The sequence below is a fragment of the Burkholderia sp. AU16741 genome, from assembly GCF_002223345.1.
In the GTDB taxonomy this organism is placed as follows: Bacteria; Pseudomonadota; Gammaproteobacteria; order Burkholderiales; family Burkholderiaceae; genus Burkholderia; species Burkholderia sola.
Genome location: NZ_NKEZ01000007.1, coordinates 67,773 through 84,079, shown reverse-complemented (window position 1 = coordinate 84,079; position 16,307 = coordinate 67,773). Strand labels below are relative to the sequence as shown.

Here is a 16,307-nt window from a genome sequence, read left to right as displayed (position 1 = left end):
CGCCGGCGCCTCGAGCGGTTCTTTTGCCAGCCTGACCGGTTCAGGCTGGCCTTCCTGTTCCCGAGACCCAGTCCGGCCAACGACTGCGCGTCGCCCCTTCCCTCTCCAGGCATCGACATGACCCCGCGCGACACGACCCACCTGCTCCGCCGACTCAATCCGCACTGCGCGAAGGCGCTCGAAGCGGCCGTGAGCTTATGCCAGACGCGTCTCGCGGACGAGATCACCGTCGAGCACTGGCTGCTGAAACTGATGGAGGCCGGCGACGGGGACATCCCGGCGATCCTGCGGCACTACAGTATCGACCTCGACACCGTCTGGGATGCGCTGCTCGCGTCGATAGAACATCTGCCACGCAATCTTCGGGGCAAGCCGGCGTTGTCTCCGCAACTGGCGACCGTACTGCAGGACGCATGGGTGCACGCCGCGTCCGAGACGGACGACGCGACCATCCGGTCCGGCGACCTGCTGCAGGCGATCGTCAATAGGCCCCACGTACTGCGCGCGCAAAACGCGTGGCCTCTGCTGTCCGTCAGCAGCACGCAGATCCGGCGCGTCCTGCCGCGCCTTGCTCATCGTTCATGCGAGAGCACGCGACCAGAAAATATCGAAGCCGAAGCAGAGGATCACCCGATCGGCCCCGCCGTCGATCAGACGCCGGAATCGGCCGCCCCCGTCGCGGCAGCAACGCACACGCCCCGCCGAACCACGGACGGTGGTGCCCTCTCCCGCTTCGCGATCGATCTGACAGACAAAGCTCGACGCGGCGAGATCGATCCGGTATTCGGCCGCGATCGCGAAATCCAGCAAATGGTCGACGTGCTCGCGCGTCGGCGCAAGAACAATCCGATCCTCGTCGGCGAACCGGGCGTCGGCAAAACCGCGCTCGTCGAAGGCCTCGCGCTGCGCGTCGCCGAGGCAAGCGTCCCGAACGTGATTCGCGACGTGCGCATCCTGACACTCGATCTGGGCCTGTTGCAGGCCGGCGCCGGCGTGAAAGGGGAATTCGAGCAACGCTTGAAGAACGTCATCGACGAGGTTCAGTCTTCACCGGAGCCGATCCTGCTCTTCATCGACGAAGCGCACACATTGATCGGCGCGGGCAATGCCGCCGGCGGCGCCGACGCCGCGAACCTGCTCAAACCGGCGCTCGCCCGCGGCGAACTGCGTACGATCGCGGCGACGACATGGTCGGAATACAAGGAATTCTTCGAGCGCGACGCCGCGCTCGAGCGCCGTTTCCAGATCATCAAGGTCGGCGAACCCGACGACGATGCGGCATGCCTGATGCTGCGCGGCCTGAAGACCCGCTATGCGGAATATCACAACGTGCACATTCGGGACGATGCGCTGATCGCGGCAGTGAAACTCTCTCGACGCTATATTCCCGCAAGGCAACTGCCGGACAAGGCAGTCGACCTGATCGATACCGCTGCCGCGCGGGTGCGCATGGGGCTCGAATCGCCGCCCCCTGAACTGCAACGCGCACGCGCCGCCGTCTCCGCCCTCGAACTCGAACTGGCGACGCTCGACGCGGACGCGCAGGCTGGTATCGATGACGTCGCGCCCCGGCGCGTGACGCTGGAGCACGCGCTTTCCGAGGCGCGGAACATCCTGACCGGCCTGCAGGCGCGCCATGTCGGCGAACGCGAGCTGGTCCGCCTCGTTCACCAGCGTCGAGCGGAGGTCGCCGAAGGCGGCTCGGCGTCCAGCCGCGGCCAGCTCGATGACATCAGACGCTTACTCGCCGACCGGCAAGGCAACGCACCGCTGATCTCGGTCGACGTCGACGCAGCGGCCGTCGCACGTGTCGTTGCGGAATGGACGGGTGTGCCGGTCGGCAACCTCGTCGAAGACGAACTGCTGAGCCTGCTGAATCTCGAACGGCAACTGGCGACACGCGTGGTCGCGCAAGACGATGCGCTGGCTGCGCTCGCGGAAAGCCTGCGCACCGCGAAGGCGGGCCTCAAGAATGAACACGCGCCACTCGGCGTCTTTCTGCTCGCAGGGCCGTCGGGCGTCGGCAAGACCGAAACGGCGCTGGCCCTGGCCGACCTGCTGTTCGGCGGCGAGGCCGCCCTCACGACGATCAACATGTCGGAATATCAGGAAGCACACACGGTGTCGCAACTGAAAGGTTCGCCACCAGGCTATGTCGGCTACGGACGCGGCGGCATCCTGACCGAAGCCGTGCGACAGCGGCCGTACGGCGTCGTGCTGCTCGATGAAGTCGAAAAAGCCCACCGCGACGTGCTCGACGTGTTCTATCAGGTGTTCGACCGCGGCATGATGCGCGACGGGGAAGGACGCGAGATCGACTTCCGCAATTGCGTGATTCTGATGACGTCCAATCTCGGCAGCGCACGAATCGACGAGATGACCGCCGACGATCCGCGGGTTTCCCAGGCGGCGCTGCTCGAGTCGATCCACCCGCAGCTCGTGGCGCACTTCCAGCCCGCGCTGCTCGCGCGCTTCCAGTCGCTGGTCTATCGGCCGCTCGATGCCGCCGCACTCGCGTCGATCGTGCGGCTCAAGCTGTCGAAGGTCGCCGACCGCCTGCGCCGGCAGCACGACGTCGAGCTGGCGTGCGACGCATCATTGATCGACACGGTGGCCGAGCTTTGCCTCGCGCGCGAGTCCGGTGCGCGCAACGTCGATGCGTTCCTCAACCAGCGGATTTTGCCGAACGTGTCGCGTGAACTGCTTGCGCGCATGGCGGCCGGGGCCGCGCCGGAAAGGATCGTGTTGTCGAGTTCGGCCGAAGCGAGCGTGACGATCGATTTCATCGACCGAAGCAACGTCGTGGCGGGCGCGACGAAGCCGACCCGCGCGACCCCGTAACCGGAGGCCAGGATCATGCAGGCGCGTCCCTCTCTCCACGACATGCTGCTCGGCCAGATCGGCGGTGAGCCGCTCGATGCTTACGACGACCGGACACTCGAGTGCATGAGCGTCCAGCAGAATGTGCAGCGCATCCTGAACACGCGAGCCGGTGCGCTGAAGCATCTGCCGGACTATGGTCTGCCGGATCTGACGAACATCTACAAGGCGCTGCCCGCGTCAGCCCACATGCTCAAGCAGCAGATGGAGGCGACGCTCGTGAAATATGAGCCTCGTATCCGCTCCATCGACGTCGCCATCCTCGAAAACGACGATCCCGGCGTGCTGGTGAGTTTTGAAATGACGTGCCATCTGAAAAAAGCCGGACTTGTGCGGTTCGGTACATATTTCGAGCCTCCCGGACGCATGTGGTTGAAACGCCGGTGTGTCGGGCACGATTGAAGTGCTCCCTCACGTCCGGGCCGGGTTTCGCAACTTGCCAATCCCGGTCCGTCGATATGGACACCAGATGCCGGTTACCCGCTTCACGCCCGCGCCGCATGCGCGCGCACCAGCACGGCAAGCGCTTCCTCCAGCGTCGTCGTCCCGTACACCCGCTCCGACACGTCGGCTTCCACATCGATGCGCCCCGCGTTATGCACGTCGTACAGATCGACGATCAGCTGTGCATGACGTTCGCTGAGCCCGGCACGCAGGAGCGTCGCGCTCCACGTATCGCGCGGCAACGCGTGCGCGACGATCGCGCGGCGCGCCACGGCGCCCAACGTATCCGCGATCGCCGTCACGCTCACCCGCCGCGGCCCTTCGACGCTGACGATGCGCGGCCCGCTTCCGCCTTCCGGTGCATCGAGCAGCAGCCTCGCCGCGACGACGCCCACGTCGGGCGCCCAGACCGTCGGAAACACCTCGCCGACCGGGTGGTGGAAGCTCGGCAGCACGCCCGTGCCGAGCGCGACCGGCAACACGCGCGCCCAGTTCTGCAGATGCTCGGCCGAGCGTAGCAGCGTCAACTGCGTCGGGATCGTCTTCAGACGTGCCTCGAAGTCGCGGAACAGACGCGTGATACCCGTGTTGCCTTCGAGCTCCGCGCCGTAGTCCGACAACGCAAGCAATGCCGGCGGCGGATTCGCGGCGAGCGCGGCGGTCGCTGCATCGATCGTTCGCGTCATCGTCGCGGCCGGATCGGGATCGACGGCCGGAGCCGGGCACAGTAGCTGCACGGCCTGCGCCCCGTCGATCGCCGCGGCGATCGCGTTCGCGTCCGCCAGACCCGCGATCGCGACATCGCAGCCGAGCTGCACGAAAAGTTCACGATGACGTGCGTCGCGCAGCACCGCGCGCACGGAATGGCCTGCGTTGCGCAAGGCTGTCACGGTGGACAGGCCGACGTTGCCGGATGCGCCGAAGATCACGAACACGATTCGCTCCTGATGGATGAAAGTGTTGTGATTGTCGGCATGCGCGGCCGCGAAGGCGCTCACGGAGGGATGAATCGAGCAGGAAAGGATGACGCGTTGAGCGGCTGTAGCCATGCGGGGCGCTCCGATGCAAGCGCGTCAAAACCGGAGAAGGTGAATGCAGTAATTGTCCAACAACCTGTTGAACAATTACCCTCGGCTCAAATGCAACGCCCGTGCACCGCTGTTGCGTTATGCGTCTCTCCCGCCATCCTCACCGTCATAAGCCAGCCGCAACCCGCCCCGCGCGCCCGACCGCGCAATCTCCGTCGGCGTCGCGCCCAGCACGCGGTTCATCCAGTTCGCCATGTGGCTCTGATGCGCAAACCCGGCTTCCAGCGCGATCTGGCTGATGCTGAGCCGGCCTTCGAGCAGCAGCGCCTTCGCGCGCTCCACCCGGCGCCGCACGACGTACTGGTGCACGGGCATCCCGAGCGTTTCGCGGAACAGCACCTTGAAATGCGGCACGCTGATCGACACGAGCGCCGCCAGTTCGGCCAGCGTCATGCGCCGGTCGAGATTCGCCTCGACATAGTCGATCACGCGCGCCGCGGCCTTCGGCGCCAGCGTGCGCCGGCGTTCGCGAAACGCCGGCTGGCCGTCGACCAGCCGCGCGACGAGCGCCGTACACAGGCTTTCCGCGTAGAGCGGATCCGATGCGTCTTCCGCTTCGAGTTCGGCGGCCATCGCCCACGCGATGTGCTGCAGCCGCGGGTCGCGCACCTGCAGCCGCCGGCGGATCTGCGCGTGCGACGGCTTCAGTTCGAGCTGTTCGACGGTGCGCCGCACGAACGTGTCGCTGAGCGCGATGTGCAGGATCCGGCAATCTGCGCTGTCGGTCCATTGGCCGGGCAGGCCGGCCGGAATCACGTCGACGTCGCCGTGCGCCTGGATGCGCGACACGCGCTCGCCGTCGCACACGCAATCCGCGCGCACCGGCGCACCGATATGCACGCCGATCCGGTGATGCGCGGCCGCCGGAATCCGGTACGTGCCCGCGCGAATTTCCAGCAGCGACGCGCCGAAGCCGCGCCAGCCGAGCCCGCGGCTGGAGCGCAGGCTGACGGGGACGCCGTTGTCCGTCGGCGCGGCAAGAATCGGATCGCTCATTGATGGTCTCCACCAGATCAGGTGCCGAACGCGCATTGTGACGCGTTTCGGGCCGGCGTGCCGGCCCTGCTCGGCCGCCGGCGAATCAAGCAGAAAAAGATCATCCGTTTCTGCTCGGGACGATCCTTGCGTGCGCGCCGGCGGGCGCCGCACCGCTTACGATCAGCTCATCCGACACCTACGGAGTCCCGTCATGCCCCATTACTGCCCGCAACGCGCAGCGTTCGTCGCGCGTTCGCCGTCTTCCGCCCGCCCTTCATCCAGCCCCGATTCCCGCACCGGCCACACCGCCATCGCCGCGTGGTGCCTGCGCGTCGTCGGCTGGTACCGGCTCGAACGGCTGCTCGCGTCGATTCCCGACAGCAACGACGACTTCGGGCTCGTCTGACCGCACGGTCGACACCCCCACCTATTTGCGTCGCCGCTCGTGCGAGGCCACCGTCGCGCCGTCGATCACCGGCGCGCCCTGCTTGATCAGGAAGTCGCGGAACAGCCCCGTCACCTGCGAGATCCGCCGGTCGGCGAGCGTGACGACATACCATTCGCGCTCGATCGGGTTGCCGGGAAACGGCAGTTGCCCGAGCAGCCCGGTGCGCAGTTCGAGCGCACACGCGTGCAACGACAGGAACGCAACGCCGAGGCCCGCTTCGGCCATCTGCTTGATCGCCTCGTTGCTCGACAGTTCGGAACCCACATGAAAGCGGTAGCCCGCGTTCTTGAACAGGCTCTCGACGGTCGAGCGCGTACCCGCGCCGCGCTCGCGCACGAGCAGGTGCGCGGATTCGAGATCCTTCAGCGCGACGCGCTTGCGCTGCATCAGCGGATGGCCGGGCGCCGCGACGAACACCATCGGATGCTTCGCGAACTCGACCGCGTGCGTGCGCAGCTCCTTCGGCGCGCTGCCCATCACCGCGAGATCGATTTCATGCGTCGCGAGCATGCGGATGATGTCGTCGCGGTTGCCGACCTTGAAATACGTCTTCACGTGCGGACGCGTCGCGGTGAATTTGACCAGCAGCGGCGGGATCAGGTATTCGGCCGTCGTGATCGCGCCGATCCGCAGCGTGCCGCCGAGATCGCCCGTTAGCGCGGCCACTTCGTCGCCGGCCTCGCTCCACAGATGCAGGATCTCGCGCGCGTAGCGCGCCACGATCTCGCCGGCCGCGGTCAGCTGCACGCCACGCCCCACCCGCTGCAGCAACGCGGCGCCCACGGCCTCCTCGAGCAGGCGAACCTGCAGCGACACGGCCGGCTGCGTCAGGTTCAGCTCCTCCGCCGCGCGCGACACGCTGCCGAGCCGCGCGATCATGTCCAGCGCCTTCAACTGCTTGAACGTCGCGGTCTTTCCTATAAGTGAATACATATGAGTCGCTTATAAACATTAAATTGTTCGACTGGGTACGAAACTATATCGTCGGTTCTTGAGCAATGTCATCCGAATCGTCATTCAGCGGGAGCCCAACATGGACAACATCACGCCCACCCTTGCAACGGAACGCGCACCGCGTGTGCCGCGCATCGTGATCGTCGGCGGCGGCGCCGGCGGCTTGCAGCTCGCGACGCGCCTCGGCGATACGGTCGGACGCCGCGGACAGGCCGACGTCGTGCTCGTCGACCGCTATCCGACGCACTTCTGGAAGCCGCTCTTGCATGAAGCCGCATCGGGCCATCGCGATCCGGCCTCCCACACGATCGAATACGCGGCGCAGGCGAAGCGCCACGGCTTCCGCTTCGTGCAAGGCGCGCTGCAGCGGGTCGATCGCGCGGCGCGCACGGCGACGATCGAGGCGGTGCAAGATGCAGACGGCACGGAAATACTGCCGCAGCGCACGCTCGACTATGACGATCTCGTGCTGGCGGTCGGCAGCGTGACGAACTTCTTCAACGTGCCGGGCGCCGAGCGTCATGCGCTGCCGCTCGAAAACCTCGACCACGCCGAGGACTTCCGCCGCAAGTTCCTCGCCGCCTGCACGAAGGCGAATCACGTTGCCGAGCAGCAGCCCGCGCGACGCGCGGCACCGATCTGCATCAACGTGATCGGCGCCGGTGCGACGGGCGTCGAGCTGGCCGCCGCGCTACGCCACGCGATCCAGCAACTGACCACGTATCGTTTCAAGGCGCTGGTGTCCGCGCGCGACGTCCACATCCGGCTGATCGAAGGCGGCCCGCGCATCCTGCCGGCACTCGACGAACGGCTGTCCGCCAAGATGCACGCGCAGCTGCGTGCGCTGAACGTCGACGTGCTGACCGATACGCGTGTGGCGGAAGTCGGCGCGGACGCCGTGACGACCGCGACCGGCGAACGACTCGCGAGCGACATCACGATCTGGGCAGCCGGCGTCGCGGGCCCCGCGATGCTGCGAGACATCGGCGACATCGCGCTCAACCGCTCGACCCAGGTGATCGTGACCGACACGCTGCAGACGCCCGACGATCCGCACGTGTATGCGTTCGGCGACTGCGCGGCGTGCCCGTCGACCGGTGCAAGCGGGTTCCTGCCGCCGCGTGCGCAGGTCGCGCACCAGCAGGCCGTGTATCTGGTCAACGCATTCGCGCGCCGCATCGCCGGCAAGCCGGTGGCCGGCTTCACGTTTCACGACGCGGGCACCGTCGTGTCGCTAGGGCATGCGGGCGCCGTGTATCAGGCGGACATCGGCGTGCGCTCGCGCTCGCTGATCGTCGACGGACTCGCGGCGATCGGGCTGTACAAGTTCCTGTATCGCAAGCACCTGTTCAGCGTGGTCGGCACGAAGCGCGCGCTGTTCCAGTCGCTGAGCCATTGGCTGCAAAGCCGCAACCAGCCGTCGATCAAGCTGCATTGATCGCCCCGGTTCGCTTCCAGCATCGCGACGCGGCATATCGGGCGGGCATCGCTCGATATGCCGTTTTTTTATATGCATATACTCGATGCGTTCACAATGCGCGCCACGCCGGTGCATCACGTTGAACGACGTCGACACGACGCCATTCATGCGGGACATGCCGCGCGACACGCATCCCCCGCCCGCTCTGGCTCGCCGCCTCATTCATTAGTCGAATCGTATGAGTCGGATAAAAATATTAATTGGTCGCGTTTTCCGGAACGACGCTAAGGTGTGTGGCATTCCCGTCGGCGAACGGATCATCACGTTTCTGAAAAGGAATCACCGTGGTCATCGAAGCCATCGTCACCCGTCTCGACGCAGCATTCGCGCAGATCGAAGCCACCCCGGATTCGCGCGAATCGCGCCATCAGCGCGATGCAATCATCCTGTGGCTCGACCGCGCATCGGAAGAGGGCTATCGGCTCGGTCTCGTCACGACGCTGCCGGCCGCGCGGCTCAACGACATGTTCGAAGGCCAGTTCGGCCGCGCAAACCTCGACCGCTTCGCGGTCGTCGTCACGGATACGAATCAACAGGACTCCGGATCGAATCGGCATCCGTTCGATGTCGCGCTGCAAGCGCTCGGCGTGCCGCGCGAGCGCGCGGTCGGGATCGCGAGCAGCGAACCGGAACGCCGTGAAGCCGAGCATTTCGGGCTGTCGCGCTGCGTGAACATCACCGATACGGTGCGCTCGATCGCATCCGCCGGGCTGCACTGAACGTCGGCACACGGGCCGACCACGGCCGGCCGTCAACGTCGATCCGCCGGCAATCGGACGATTGCCCGACCGCACCCTGACATTCTGCTGTCAAAGTCGCTTGCAACACTTCCGGGCTCGACCACATTCCCCCGGAGACGGGACGACGCACAAGCGCTTCGTCCCGTCCGTTGCCCGCCACGATGACACGCCCGCCCCGCACCGCCGCCACCCTCGCGATTACCTGCCTGTTGCTCGCCGCTTGCGGCGGTGCAGATTCGACACCGCCCGCCGCGTCGGCCGGCAACAACGGCACGGCGCCCGCACCGCAGCCGCAGCCCACGCCGCCCCCCGCACCCGCGACCTACTACCAGACGAAGACGCCGTACCGCCCGCAGCAGGATGCCGCGACGTATGAAGCGCCGCCGGCCGGCTACGCGCCCGTCTATACCGAACTCGTCGCCCGTCACGGCTCGCGCGGGCTGTCGGGCTTCAAATACGACGGCGCGATCTATGCGATGCTGGTCAAGGCCGAGGCCGACGGCGCGCTGACGCCGCTCGGCGTGCAGCTCAAGGCCGACACGTACGCGATGATGAAGGCCAATGCGCTGCTCGGCTATGGCGTGCAGGGCATCTCGACACCCGGGTACGGCAACCTCACGCAAACCGGCATCCGCGAACATCAGCAACTCGCCGCGCGTCTCGCGCAGCGGCTGCCCGCGCTGTTCGCCACGGGCAACCGGCAGGTGGTCGTCGTCAACTCGGGCCAGGATCGCGCGGTCGACAGCTCGACGTATTTCTCGGCGGCGCTGGTTGCCGCGCAGCCGGCACTCGCGCCGGCCATCACGCTGCCGGCCGCGCCCGCCGGCTATCCGGCGAGCGCACCGGTCGCGCAACCGGCCGGCACCAACCGCTTCCTGCTGTATTTCCATTCGCTGAAGCCGGCCACCGATCTCGTGACCGACACGAGCGATCCGTACTACGCGACCTATCAGGCGAGCCAGGCGTACCAGACCTATGCAAACGACGCGACGGTGGCCGCGAAGCTGAAGGCGATCAAGGCCGCGCCACAGGCGGCCGACGTCGCGCAAACGGTGCTGTCCGCGCTCGTGTCGCCGGCCTTCATCGCCAAGCTCGGCGCCGACGGCTACACGTTCGCGAACACCGGCACCTATGCGTTCACGTCGACGGACGGCAAGTTCACCAACACGCTGAAAGGCGACGGCAAGACGAAGATCGCGACCGCCGTCGATGCGGTAAACGTGCTGTACGACCTGCTGCAGGTCGCACCGGCGATGACCGCGGAAACCGGCGGCGTCACGATGGAGAAGTACATCGGTGCCGAGCAGGCGCGGTACCTCGCGTATCTGCAGGATGCCGAGGACTACTACCAGAAGGGGCCCGGCATCCAGGAAGCCGACCCGGTGACCTACCGGATGGCGAAGGTGCTGCAGGACGATTTCTTCGGCGAAGTCGACGCGATCGCGCGCGGCGACCTGACGCACGCCGCGAAGCTGCGCTTCACGCACGCGGAGATCGTGATTCCGTTCGCGTCGATCATGAACCTGAAGAACGTGTTCGTGCCGACGCCGCAGGCGCAGACGTACACGTATGCGAACAACTCGTGGCGCGGCGACCAGGTGTCGCCGATGGCCGCGAACATGCAGTGGGATGTCTATCGCAACGGGTCGCGGCTCATCGTGAAGATGCTGTACAACGAACGCGAAACCGATTTCCAGGCCGCGTGCGACGGCGCGAAGATCGCGGCGGGCAGCCACTTCTACGACTACGCGGGGCTCAAGCGGTGTTACGGGTATCAGTGATCTGACGCGTGAGGCTTTCGCGCCGCAAGCACACCTTGAAACCCGGACGGCGCAGACCGTCCGGACTTCGTCATGGGCTCCACGCCCGCTAGACTTTGCGCACGCCGTTCTGAAGCAGAACTTGATGAAGGAATGCCACTTGTCCGTCATTCAGCACGCGCGTCGGTACCACGCGGAACATCACCGATGATTGATACAGCAGGATCATTTGACGATCCTCGCTCCAGTGAACGAGATCCGCATACTGAATTTCGTCGCGCGAAGTCGGCGTTTCCACAATGAACCGGTCGCTTTGGAAAATGACCGTATAAACCTGATGAAGCGTCTTTTGCTGGTCGTAAATCTTGCGACCTGCGCGCGGCAGTATCAGATGATTCAGGATGGGCACGCCGATCGCGACGACAGCCGCGATTCCCGCGGCCATCCAGACATAGCGCCATTCCGGAAAATGTCCGCTCGCTACCCGAACGCCGCCGACGAGCAGGACGACGTACGCGATCGTACCGATCGCAAATGACTTGAGCAGGTATTTCGGGTTGTACCTGCGCCAAAGATGCAGGCGGTATGCATGGACGAGGTCATCCGCGGTTATTTGGAAAACGACTTCGGTATCGCTCATGGGGGCTCGGAACGCTCTCTGGTTCTTGTAATTACTCTTGGCGCTTCACCGCGAGCACCACGCTCCGGCGGGTTGGCAGTGCGCGCACACGGTGACGGCAAACGAAGCCGCGTGATATCGCTGATCGCCGGCCGATCGATGCACGGCGACAATATACATGCGCGGAACGACACCCGTGTGGAGAACCGCCGCAGAAGTGGCGCGACCGGCAGTCGGAGCGCAGGCAGCGTCGCACGCGGCCAAGCGGCCGGTTCGGGATGACACGCATCTCGCGCCGACGAACTCACGCCGGCTCGCATGGTCGAACTAACATCGTCGGAGAGCCCTCATGAAACGCGTCGCCCTTGCCGCTGCCCTGACCCTGTTTACCGCCGTCAGCCTGCCCGTGCCGGCATTCGCCGGCGCTTCCTCCGGGGCCGCCGCGCCGGTTCAGGCTCAGGCGGCATACGCGAAAAATTGCGTGCCGTCGCGGGAGGCCGCGCAAGGCGCCCGCGCCCCCTCCAGCGCGCCGCCGATCCGCGTCTGCGTGGGCGATTCCGACACACACCTGAATCTGCCGTGGTTCGTGACCGATATCCTCACCGCGGTGGACACGCACCAATCGCCCGACGGCCTGCTCCACAAGATGCGCAACGATTTCTGACTCGCCGCCGGCACCGCCTCGTTCACGGCTCGTCGGGGCGCTTCAGCACCTGGATGAAGGCGCCGACGATGCCGGCCCACATCGCGGGGTCGGCGATGCGCTCCAGCAGCCCCCGCAATTCCCGTCGTTCTCCTTCCGACAACACGCCGTGCGCGCCGCGAATGCTGTCGTAATGCGGCGTACCGCACGACGCAAGCGCCCGATCGAGCGAATAGTCGCGGGCGGCGCCGTCCACCGAGATCCGAATCCACAGCGAACCGCCGTCCGCCACGGCGGCGCCATCGGTCACGATGACCGTGGGTGCGCCATTTTCTTCCATCACAACGCTCCGGTTTTGACACGCGGGCGGCAGTCTGCCGACAACGGCGTCACATGAAAATGTTTCTCTCCGAGACACAATCACGAAACCTCATCAATATTTAGACAACAATATTTCGCAATAGCGCGCCGCGTCTTATACTGGCCGCGCACCATCCTCGTGCCAAGAGACGGTGTCTTTTGTCCCGGCTGCACACACTGTGCGGCCGGGGCTTTTTTCGGTACGCTGCGTCGATATACACGCGCAATGCGCACACGTTATTGAGAAATGCTGCCAGATAAATGGCCGATCGCGACGGGCTCGGGCCAATGCCCGGCGCGACGGCCGAATCGATAGGCGTCCGAAACCGGCGCGCGAGCCGCATGGCCCGAATCAGGCATGCGGCATGCGCGCCGTCGGCGCATCGACCGGTTCGACTTGCCAATCCATGCGTATAACACCAAAGGCAATCGCGGGACCACGGGCGCGCGCGCCGGGCTCGACGCCCCTTTTCCACCGCAGCGGCGCGCGGCCGCGCGCCATCCTTTTCGCCGCCGCGATCATCTGCGTCCTCGTGCCCGCGGTCGCGATCGTGCTGGCCGACCGCTACGCACGCGAAGCCGTCACCACGCACGAGCGCGTCGCGGCAAACGACATCGTGGCTTCCGTGGACCGCATCCTGGACGGCGTGCGCCTTCGACACGCGGACGAGCTGACCGCACTCGTCGGGCGGCCCTGCACGACGGTGTTCCGGACGCTGGCCGAAGTGGGCACTCGCCTGCGCTATCTGCGTGCGGTCGGGCTGGTGAACGACGGTCGCCTGATGTGCTCGTCGGCACTCGGTTCGATCGACCTGCCGCTCGACGCGTATGCACGCGAGCCCGCCCCCGGCGCGATGACCGTCACGCTGCTGCGCCAGACGCCGTTCCAGCGTGGCATTCCGGTGCTGTCCGTATTCCGCGCCACCGCGCGCGGGGCGGGCGTCCTGTATGTGATCGAAGGCGACTACGTGGCCGACGCGCTCGCCCACGGCACCAGTAACGAAGCGGAAACGGCCACGCTGTCGATCGCGGGTTCGGGCCGCCTCGATCAACACGGGAAATTCACGCCGGAAACGGACGCACGCCCTGCGGGCGGCAGCACGATCGCGTCGCAGCGTTGGCCGTTCACGGTGTCGACCGTCGCATCGGCGCGCTATGCGTCACAGGTCCGGCGCCACTACCGGCTGATCTGCGCGACGATCGTGGTGCTGGCCGATAGCCTCGTGATGGCTGCCTACCTGCTCGCGATGGCGCCGCGACGGCTGTTGCTGAAGGCCGTGCGCCATGCGCTCCGGCGCAACGAGTTCCATGTCGTGTACCAGCCGATCGTCGACGTGCAGACGCGCAGGACGGTCGGCGTCGAAGCGCTGCTGCGCTGGCACCATCCGAAGTGGGGGGCCATCGGCCCGGCCGTGTTCATCCCGCAGGTGGAATCGAGCACGCTGCTGCCGAAGGTCACCGAATTCGTGCTGCGCACGGCGGTGTCCGAACTGACCGCGCTGACACCGTCCGCGCCGCTACGCATCGCCGTGAACATTGCACCGCGGGACCTCGAGCGCACGCAGTTCGTGGCCGTCGTCGAGCAAGCGATCCGTGCGCTGCCGCCAGGCTTCACGCTGGTGCTCGAAGTCACCGAGCGCATCCTGCTCGAGAAGAACGCACGCACTACCGAGATCTTCCACGCGCTGCGATCCAAAGGCGCGAAGTTCGCGATCGACGATTTCGGTACGCATCACAGCAATCTCGACATGCTGTCGCGCTTTCCGTTCGACTACGTGAAGATCGATCGCCAGTTCGTTTCGCAACTGGATACCGGCAGTGCGAAGCTGATCGAGGGGATCGCGGCCGTCGCGCATCACTACGGCCTGAAGATCATCGCGGAAGGCGTGGAGACCGAGGCCCAGCATCGCGCGCTGCATGCGGTCGGGATCCAGTACGCGCAGGGCTACCTGTATCAGCGACCCATGCGCGCGGAGAACCTGACGCGCGATTTCGCCGCGGCGACGGTGTAGCGGCGCCGCCGACGGCGACTACTGCGCGCCGTATTGACCGCCGAGGTGCACGCGGCCCTCTTCGATCCATCCTTCGAAGTCGTCGCCGGTCTTGCCGTTCACGTACATGATGTTGTACCAGTGCCCGTGCGACTTGTAGACGGTCACCGAATCGCCGGGGACGATGAAGGTCCGCTTCGTGATGCACTGCGCGTCGGGCGCCGAATGGAAATACGCGCGCCCCGTGCCGATGACCGTGCCGAACGCCGGCGGCCGGAAGTTGTCGTCCGGACCGCTCGTGGCCGCGTCGAGCTTCCCGCAATCGACCGCGCTCTTCGCGTGCGCGCCGTTCGCGCCCAGGCTCACGCCGAGCACCAGTATCGCGATGCCCATGCGCATCGTCATTTTCATCTTCATCGTTCGCCCTCTACGCCTTATCGTTTTTTCGGTTTGCCGGTTCGCGGCCGGCACACGCTCGATCCTGCGCGGCCGTGGTCGCGTCGACTCGTCGCTTCGACTCGTCGCTTCGATGCCGGCCGCTTCCGGATGATACGACTACCATCGAAACGCATAAAAACGGACCACCCTTCCGAATCATGTCCTATAGTCAGTCAGCAGACATCATTCGACAACGGGACGCATCGACGTCCACGGAGGAGACGTGAAGCTGAAACAGGCCATCGACCGCATTCCCGGCGGGCTCATGCTGGTCCCGATGCTGCTGGGCGCATGCGTGCATACGTTCGCACCGAATGCCGGGAAGTACTTCGGCTCGTTCACCAACGGCCTCATCGCGGGCACGGTGCCGATCCTCGCCGTGTGGTTCTTCTGCATGGGCGCGACGATCGACCTGCGCGCAACAGGCGTCGTGCTGCGCAAGTCGGGCACGCTGCTCGCGACGAAGATCGTCGTCGCGTGGCTCGCGACGGTGATCGCCGCGCGGTTCATCCCCGACGACGGCATCCGCACGGGCCTGCTCGCGGGCCTGTCGCTGCTGGCGATCACGACGTCGATGGACATGACCAACGGCGGCCTCTATGCGGCCGTGATGCAGCAGTACGGCACCAAGGAAGAAGCCGGCGCGTTCGTGTTGATGTCGATCGAATCGGGGCCGCTCGTCAGCATGCTGATTCTCGGCGCGGCCGGCGTCGCGGTGTTCGAGACGCGGCTTTTCGTCGGCGCGGTGCTGCCGTTCCTGATCGGCTTCACGCTCGGCAACCTCGACGTGGCGTTGCGCGAATTGTTCGGGCGCTGCGTCCATCCGCTGATTCCGTTCTTCGGCTTCGCGCTGGGCAACGGCATCGATCTCAACGTGATCGCGCAGAGCGGGCTGCCGGGCATCGCGCTCGGGCTCGCGGTGATCGTCGTGACGGGCGTGCCGCTGATTCTTGCCGACAAGTTTCTGGGCGGCGGCAATGGCACGGCGGGGCTGGCCGCGTCGTCGACGGCCGGCGCCGCGGTCGCGAACCCGGCGATCATCGGCGAGATGATTCCGAAGTTCAAACCGATGGTGCCGGCGGCAACGGCGATCGTCGCGACCGCGTGCCTTGTGACGGCGATTCTCGTGCCGATTCTGACGGCGATGTGGGCGAAACGGGCGGCCAAGGCATCAGGGATGCCGGTGGGGGTCGCGGCGCGGGCGGCGCATGGCGGGGCGATCGAGCATGAGGGGCATGTTTGAGGGGGGAGGGTGGTTCGGGTGCGGCCTCAGGTGCCGAACATCCGGGCGTTCGCCGGCCATGACGTTGCAAACGCTCACCTCGATGTAGGCTCAAGAATCCGGCCCACGTCTCCCAAGCCGACGTTTTCCGGAGTGCCTTCCATGCCCACTTCCGTCCTGCTGCGTACCCACCATTCGCACCTCTATCCGGGGCAGCATCGTGACGCTCGACCATGATGTGCCGCGCACTGCCAAGTCGCAT

General features: G+C 66.0%; 15 protein-coding genes. 9 read left to right on the top strand and 6 right to left on the bottom strand.

Annotated features, from left to right (window positions below; all coding sequences use genetic code 11):
• Positions 1 to 117: 117 nt before the first annotated feature.
• The gene (tssH, locus tag CFB89_RS17240; RefSeq protein ID WP_089468903.1) at positions 118 to 2,841 is read left to right on the top strand and encodes a type VI secretion system ATPase TssH; all 2,724 of its coding nucleotides are present in this window, start codon (positions 118 to 120) and stop codon (positions 2,839 to 2,841) included.
• A 15-nt stretch (positions 2,842 to 2,856) separates the two neighbouring features.
• Positions 2,857 to 3,282: a type VI secretion system baseplate subunit TssE gene (gene tssE, locus CFB89_RS17235; protein WP_089468902.1), complete on the top strand. Its 426-nt coding sequence runs from the start codon at positions 2,857 to 2,859 to the stop codon at positions 3,280 to 3,282.
• 83 nt (positions 3,283 to 3,365) lie between these two features.
• Here tssE and CFB89_RS17230 read toward each other — a convergent pair whose 3' ends face one another.
• Both CFB89_RS17230 and CFB89_RS17225 read right to left on the bottom strand, forming a co-directional pair.
• Positions 3,366 to 4,259 (bottom strand): NAD(P)H-binding protein, encoded by an 894-nt coding sequence (locus CFB89_RS17230; RefSeq protein WP_089469411.1) that lies wholly within the window; start codon positions 4,257 to 4,259, stop codon positions 3,366 to 3,368.
• A 231-nt stretch (positions 4,260 to 4,490) separates the two neighbouring features.
• Complete coding sequence (locus CFB89_RS17225) at positions 4,491 to 5,408, bottom strand: AraC family transcriptional regulator (protein ID WP_089468901.1); 918 nt, start codon at positions 5,406 to 5,408, stop codon at positions 4,491 to 4,493.
• Between the two features lie 193 nt (positions 5,409 to 5,601).
• Between CFB89_RS17225 and CFB89_RS17220 the strand changes: the two genes are divergently transcribed.
• Complete coding sequence (locus CFB89_RS17220; protein ID WP_089468900.1) at positions 5,602 to 5,796, top strand: hypothetical protein; 195 nt, start codon at positions 5,602 to 5,604, stop codon at positions 5,794 to 5,796.
• A gap of 21 nt (positions 5,797 to 5,817) precedes the next feature.
• Here the strand turns inward: CFB89_RS17220 and CFB89_RS17215 are convergent, their stop codons facing one another.
• Positions 5,818 to 6,771, bottom strand: a complete 954-nt coding sequence (locus CFB89_RS17215; protein WP_089468899.1) for a LysR family transcriptional regulator — start codon at positions 6,769 to 6,771, stop codon at positions 5,818 to 5,820.
• Between the two features lie 100 nt (positions 6,772 to 6,871).
• Between CFB89_RS17215 and CFB89_RS17210 the strand changes: the two genes are divergently transcribed.
• From CFB89_RS17210 to CFB89_RS17200, 3 genes are all read left to right on the top strand, one after another.
• Entirely contained in the window at positions 6,872 to 8,230 is a 1,359-nt protein-coding gene (locus tag CFB89_RS17210; RefSeq protein WP_089468898.1) for an NAD(P)/FAD-dependent oxidoreductase, read from the top strand.
• Positions 8,231 to 8,556: 326 nt separating this feature from the next.
• A complete protein-coding gene (locus tag CFB89_RS17205) occupies positions 8,557 to 8,991 on the top strand; it encodes a phosphatase (RefSeq protein ID WP_089468897.1) in 435 nt (144 codons plus the stop codon).
• Positions 8,992 to 9,173: 182 nt separating this feature from the next.
• Entirely contained in the window at positions 9,174 to 10,793 is a 1,620-nt protein-coding gene (locus tag CFB89_RS17200; protein WP_089468896.1) for a histidine-type phosphatase, read from the top strand.
• 88 nt (positions 10,794 to 10,881) lie between these two features.
• Here CFB89_RS17200 and CFB89_RS17195 read toward each other — a convergent pair whose 3' ends face one another.
• A complete protein-coding gene (locus tag CFB89_RS17195; protein WP_089468895.1) occupies positions 10,882 to 11,412 on the bottom strand; it encodes a YcxB family protein in 531 nt (176 codons plus the stop codon).
• A 328-nt stretch (positions 11,413 to 11,740) separates the two neighbouring features.
• Here CFB89_RS17195 and CFB89_RS17190 point away from each other — a divergent pair, with 328 nt between their 5' ends.
• A complete protein-coding gene (locus CFB89_RS17190; RefSeq protein WP_089468894.1) occupies positions 11,741 to 12,055 on the top strand; it encodes a hypothetical protein in 315 nt (104 codons plus the stop codon).
• 22 nt (positions 12,056 to 12,077) lie between these two features.
• Here the strand turns inward: CFB89_RS17190 and CFB89_RS17185 are convergent, their stop codons facing one another.
• Positions 12,078 to 12,374 carry a hypothetical protein gene (locus CFB89_RS17185; protein ID WP_089468893.1) on the bottom strand — a complete coding sequence of 99 codons (297 nt, stop codon included), beginning with the start codon at positions 12,372 to 12,374 and terminating at the stop codon, positions 12,078 to 12,080.
• 427 nt (positions 12,375 to 12,801) lie between these two features.
• Here CFB89_RS17185 and CFB89_RS17180 point away from each other — a divergent pair, with 427 nt between their 5' ends.
• A complete protein-coding gene (locus tag CFB89_RS17180; protein ID WP_089468892.1) occupies positions 12,802 to 14,406 on the top strand; it encodes an EAL domain-containing protein in 1,605 nt (534 codons plus the stop codon).
• An 18-nt stretch (positions 14,407 to 14,424) separates the two neighbouring features.
• Here the strand turns inward: CFB89_RS17180 and CFB89_RS17175 are convergent, their stop codons facing one another.
• The gene (locus CFB89_RS17175; protein WP_089469410.1) at positions 14,425 to 14,796 is read right to left on the bottom strand and encodes an SH3 domain-containing protein; all 372 of its coding nucleotides are present in this window, start codon (positions 14,794 to 14,796) and stop codon (positions 14,425 to 14,427) included.
• 250 nt (positions 14,797 to 15,046) lie between these two features.
• Here CFB89_RS17175 and kdgT point away from each other — a divergent pair, with 250 nt between their 5' ends.
• Positions 15,047 to 16,066 (top strand): 2-keto-3-deoxygluconate transporter, encoded by a 1,020-nt coding sequence (kdgT, locus tag CFB89_RS17170; RefSeq protein WP_089468891.1) that lies wholly within the window; start codon positions 15,047 to 15,049, stop codon positions 16,064 to 16,066.
• The last annotated feature ends 241 nt before the right edge of the window (positions 16,067 to 16,307 follow it).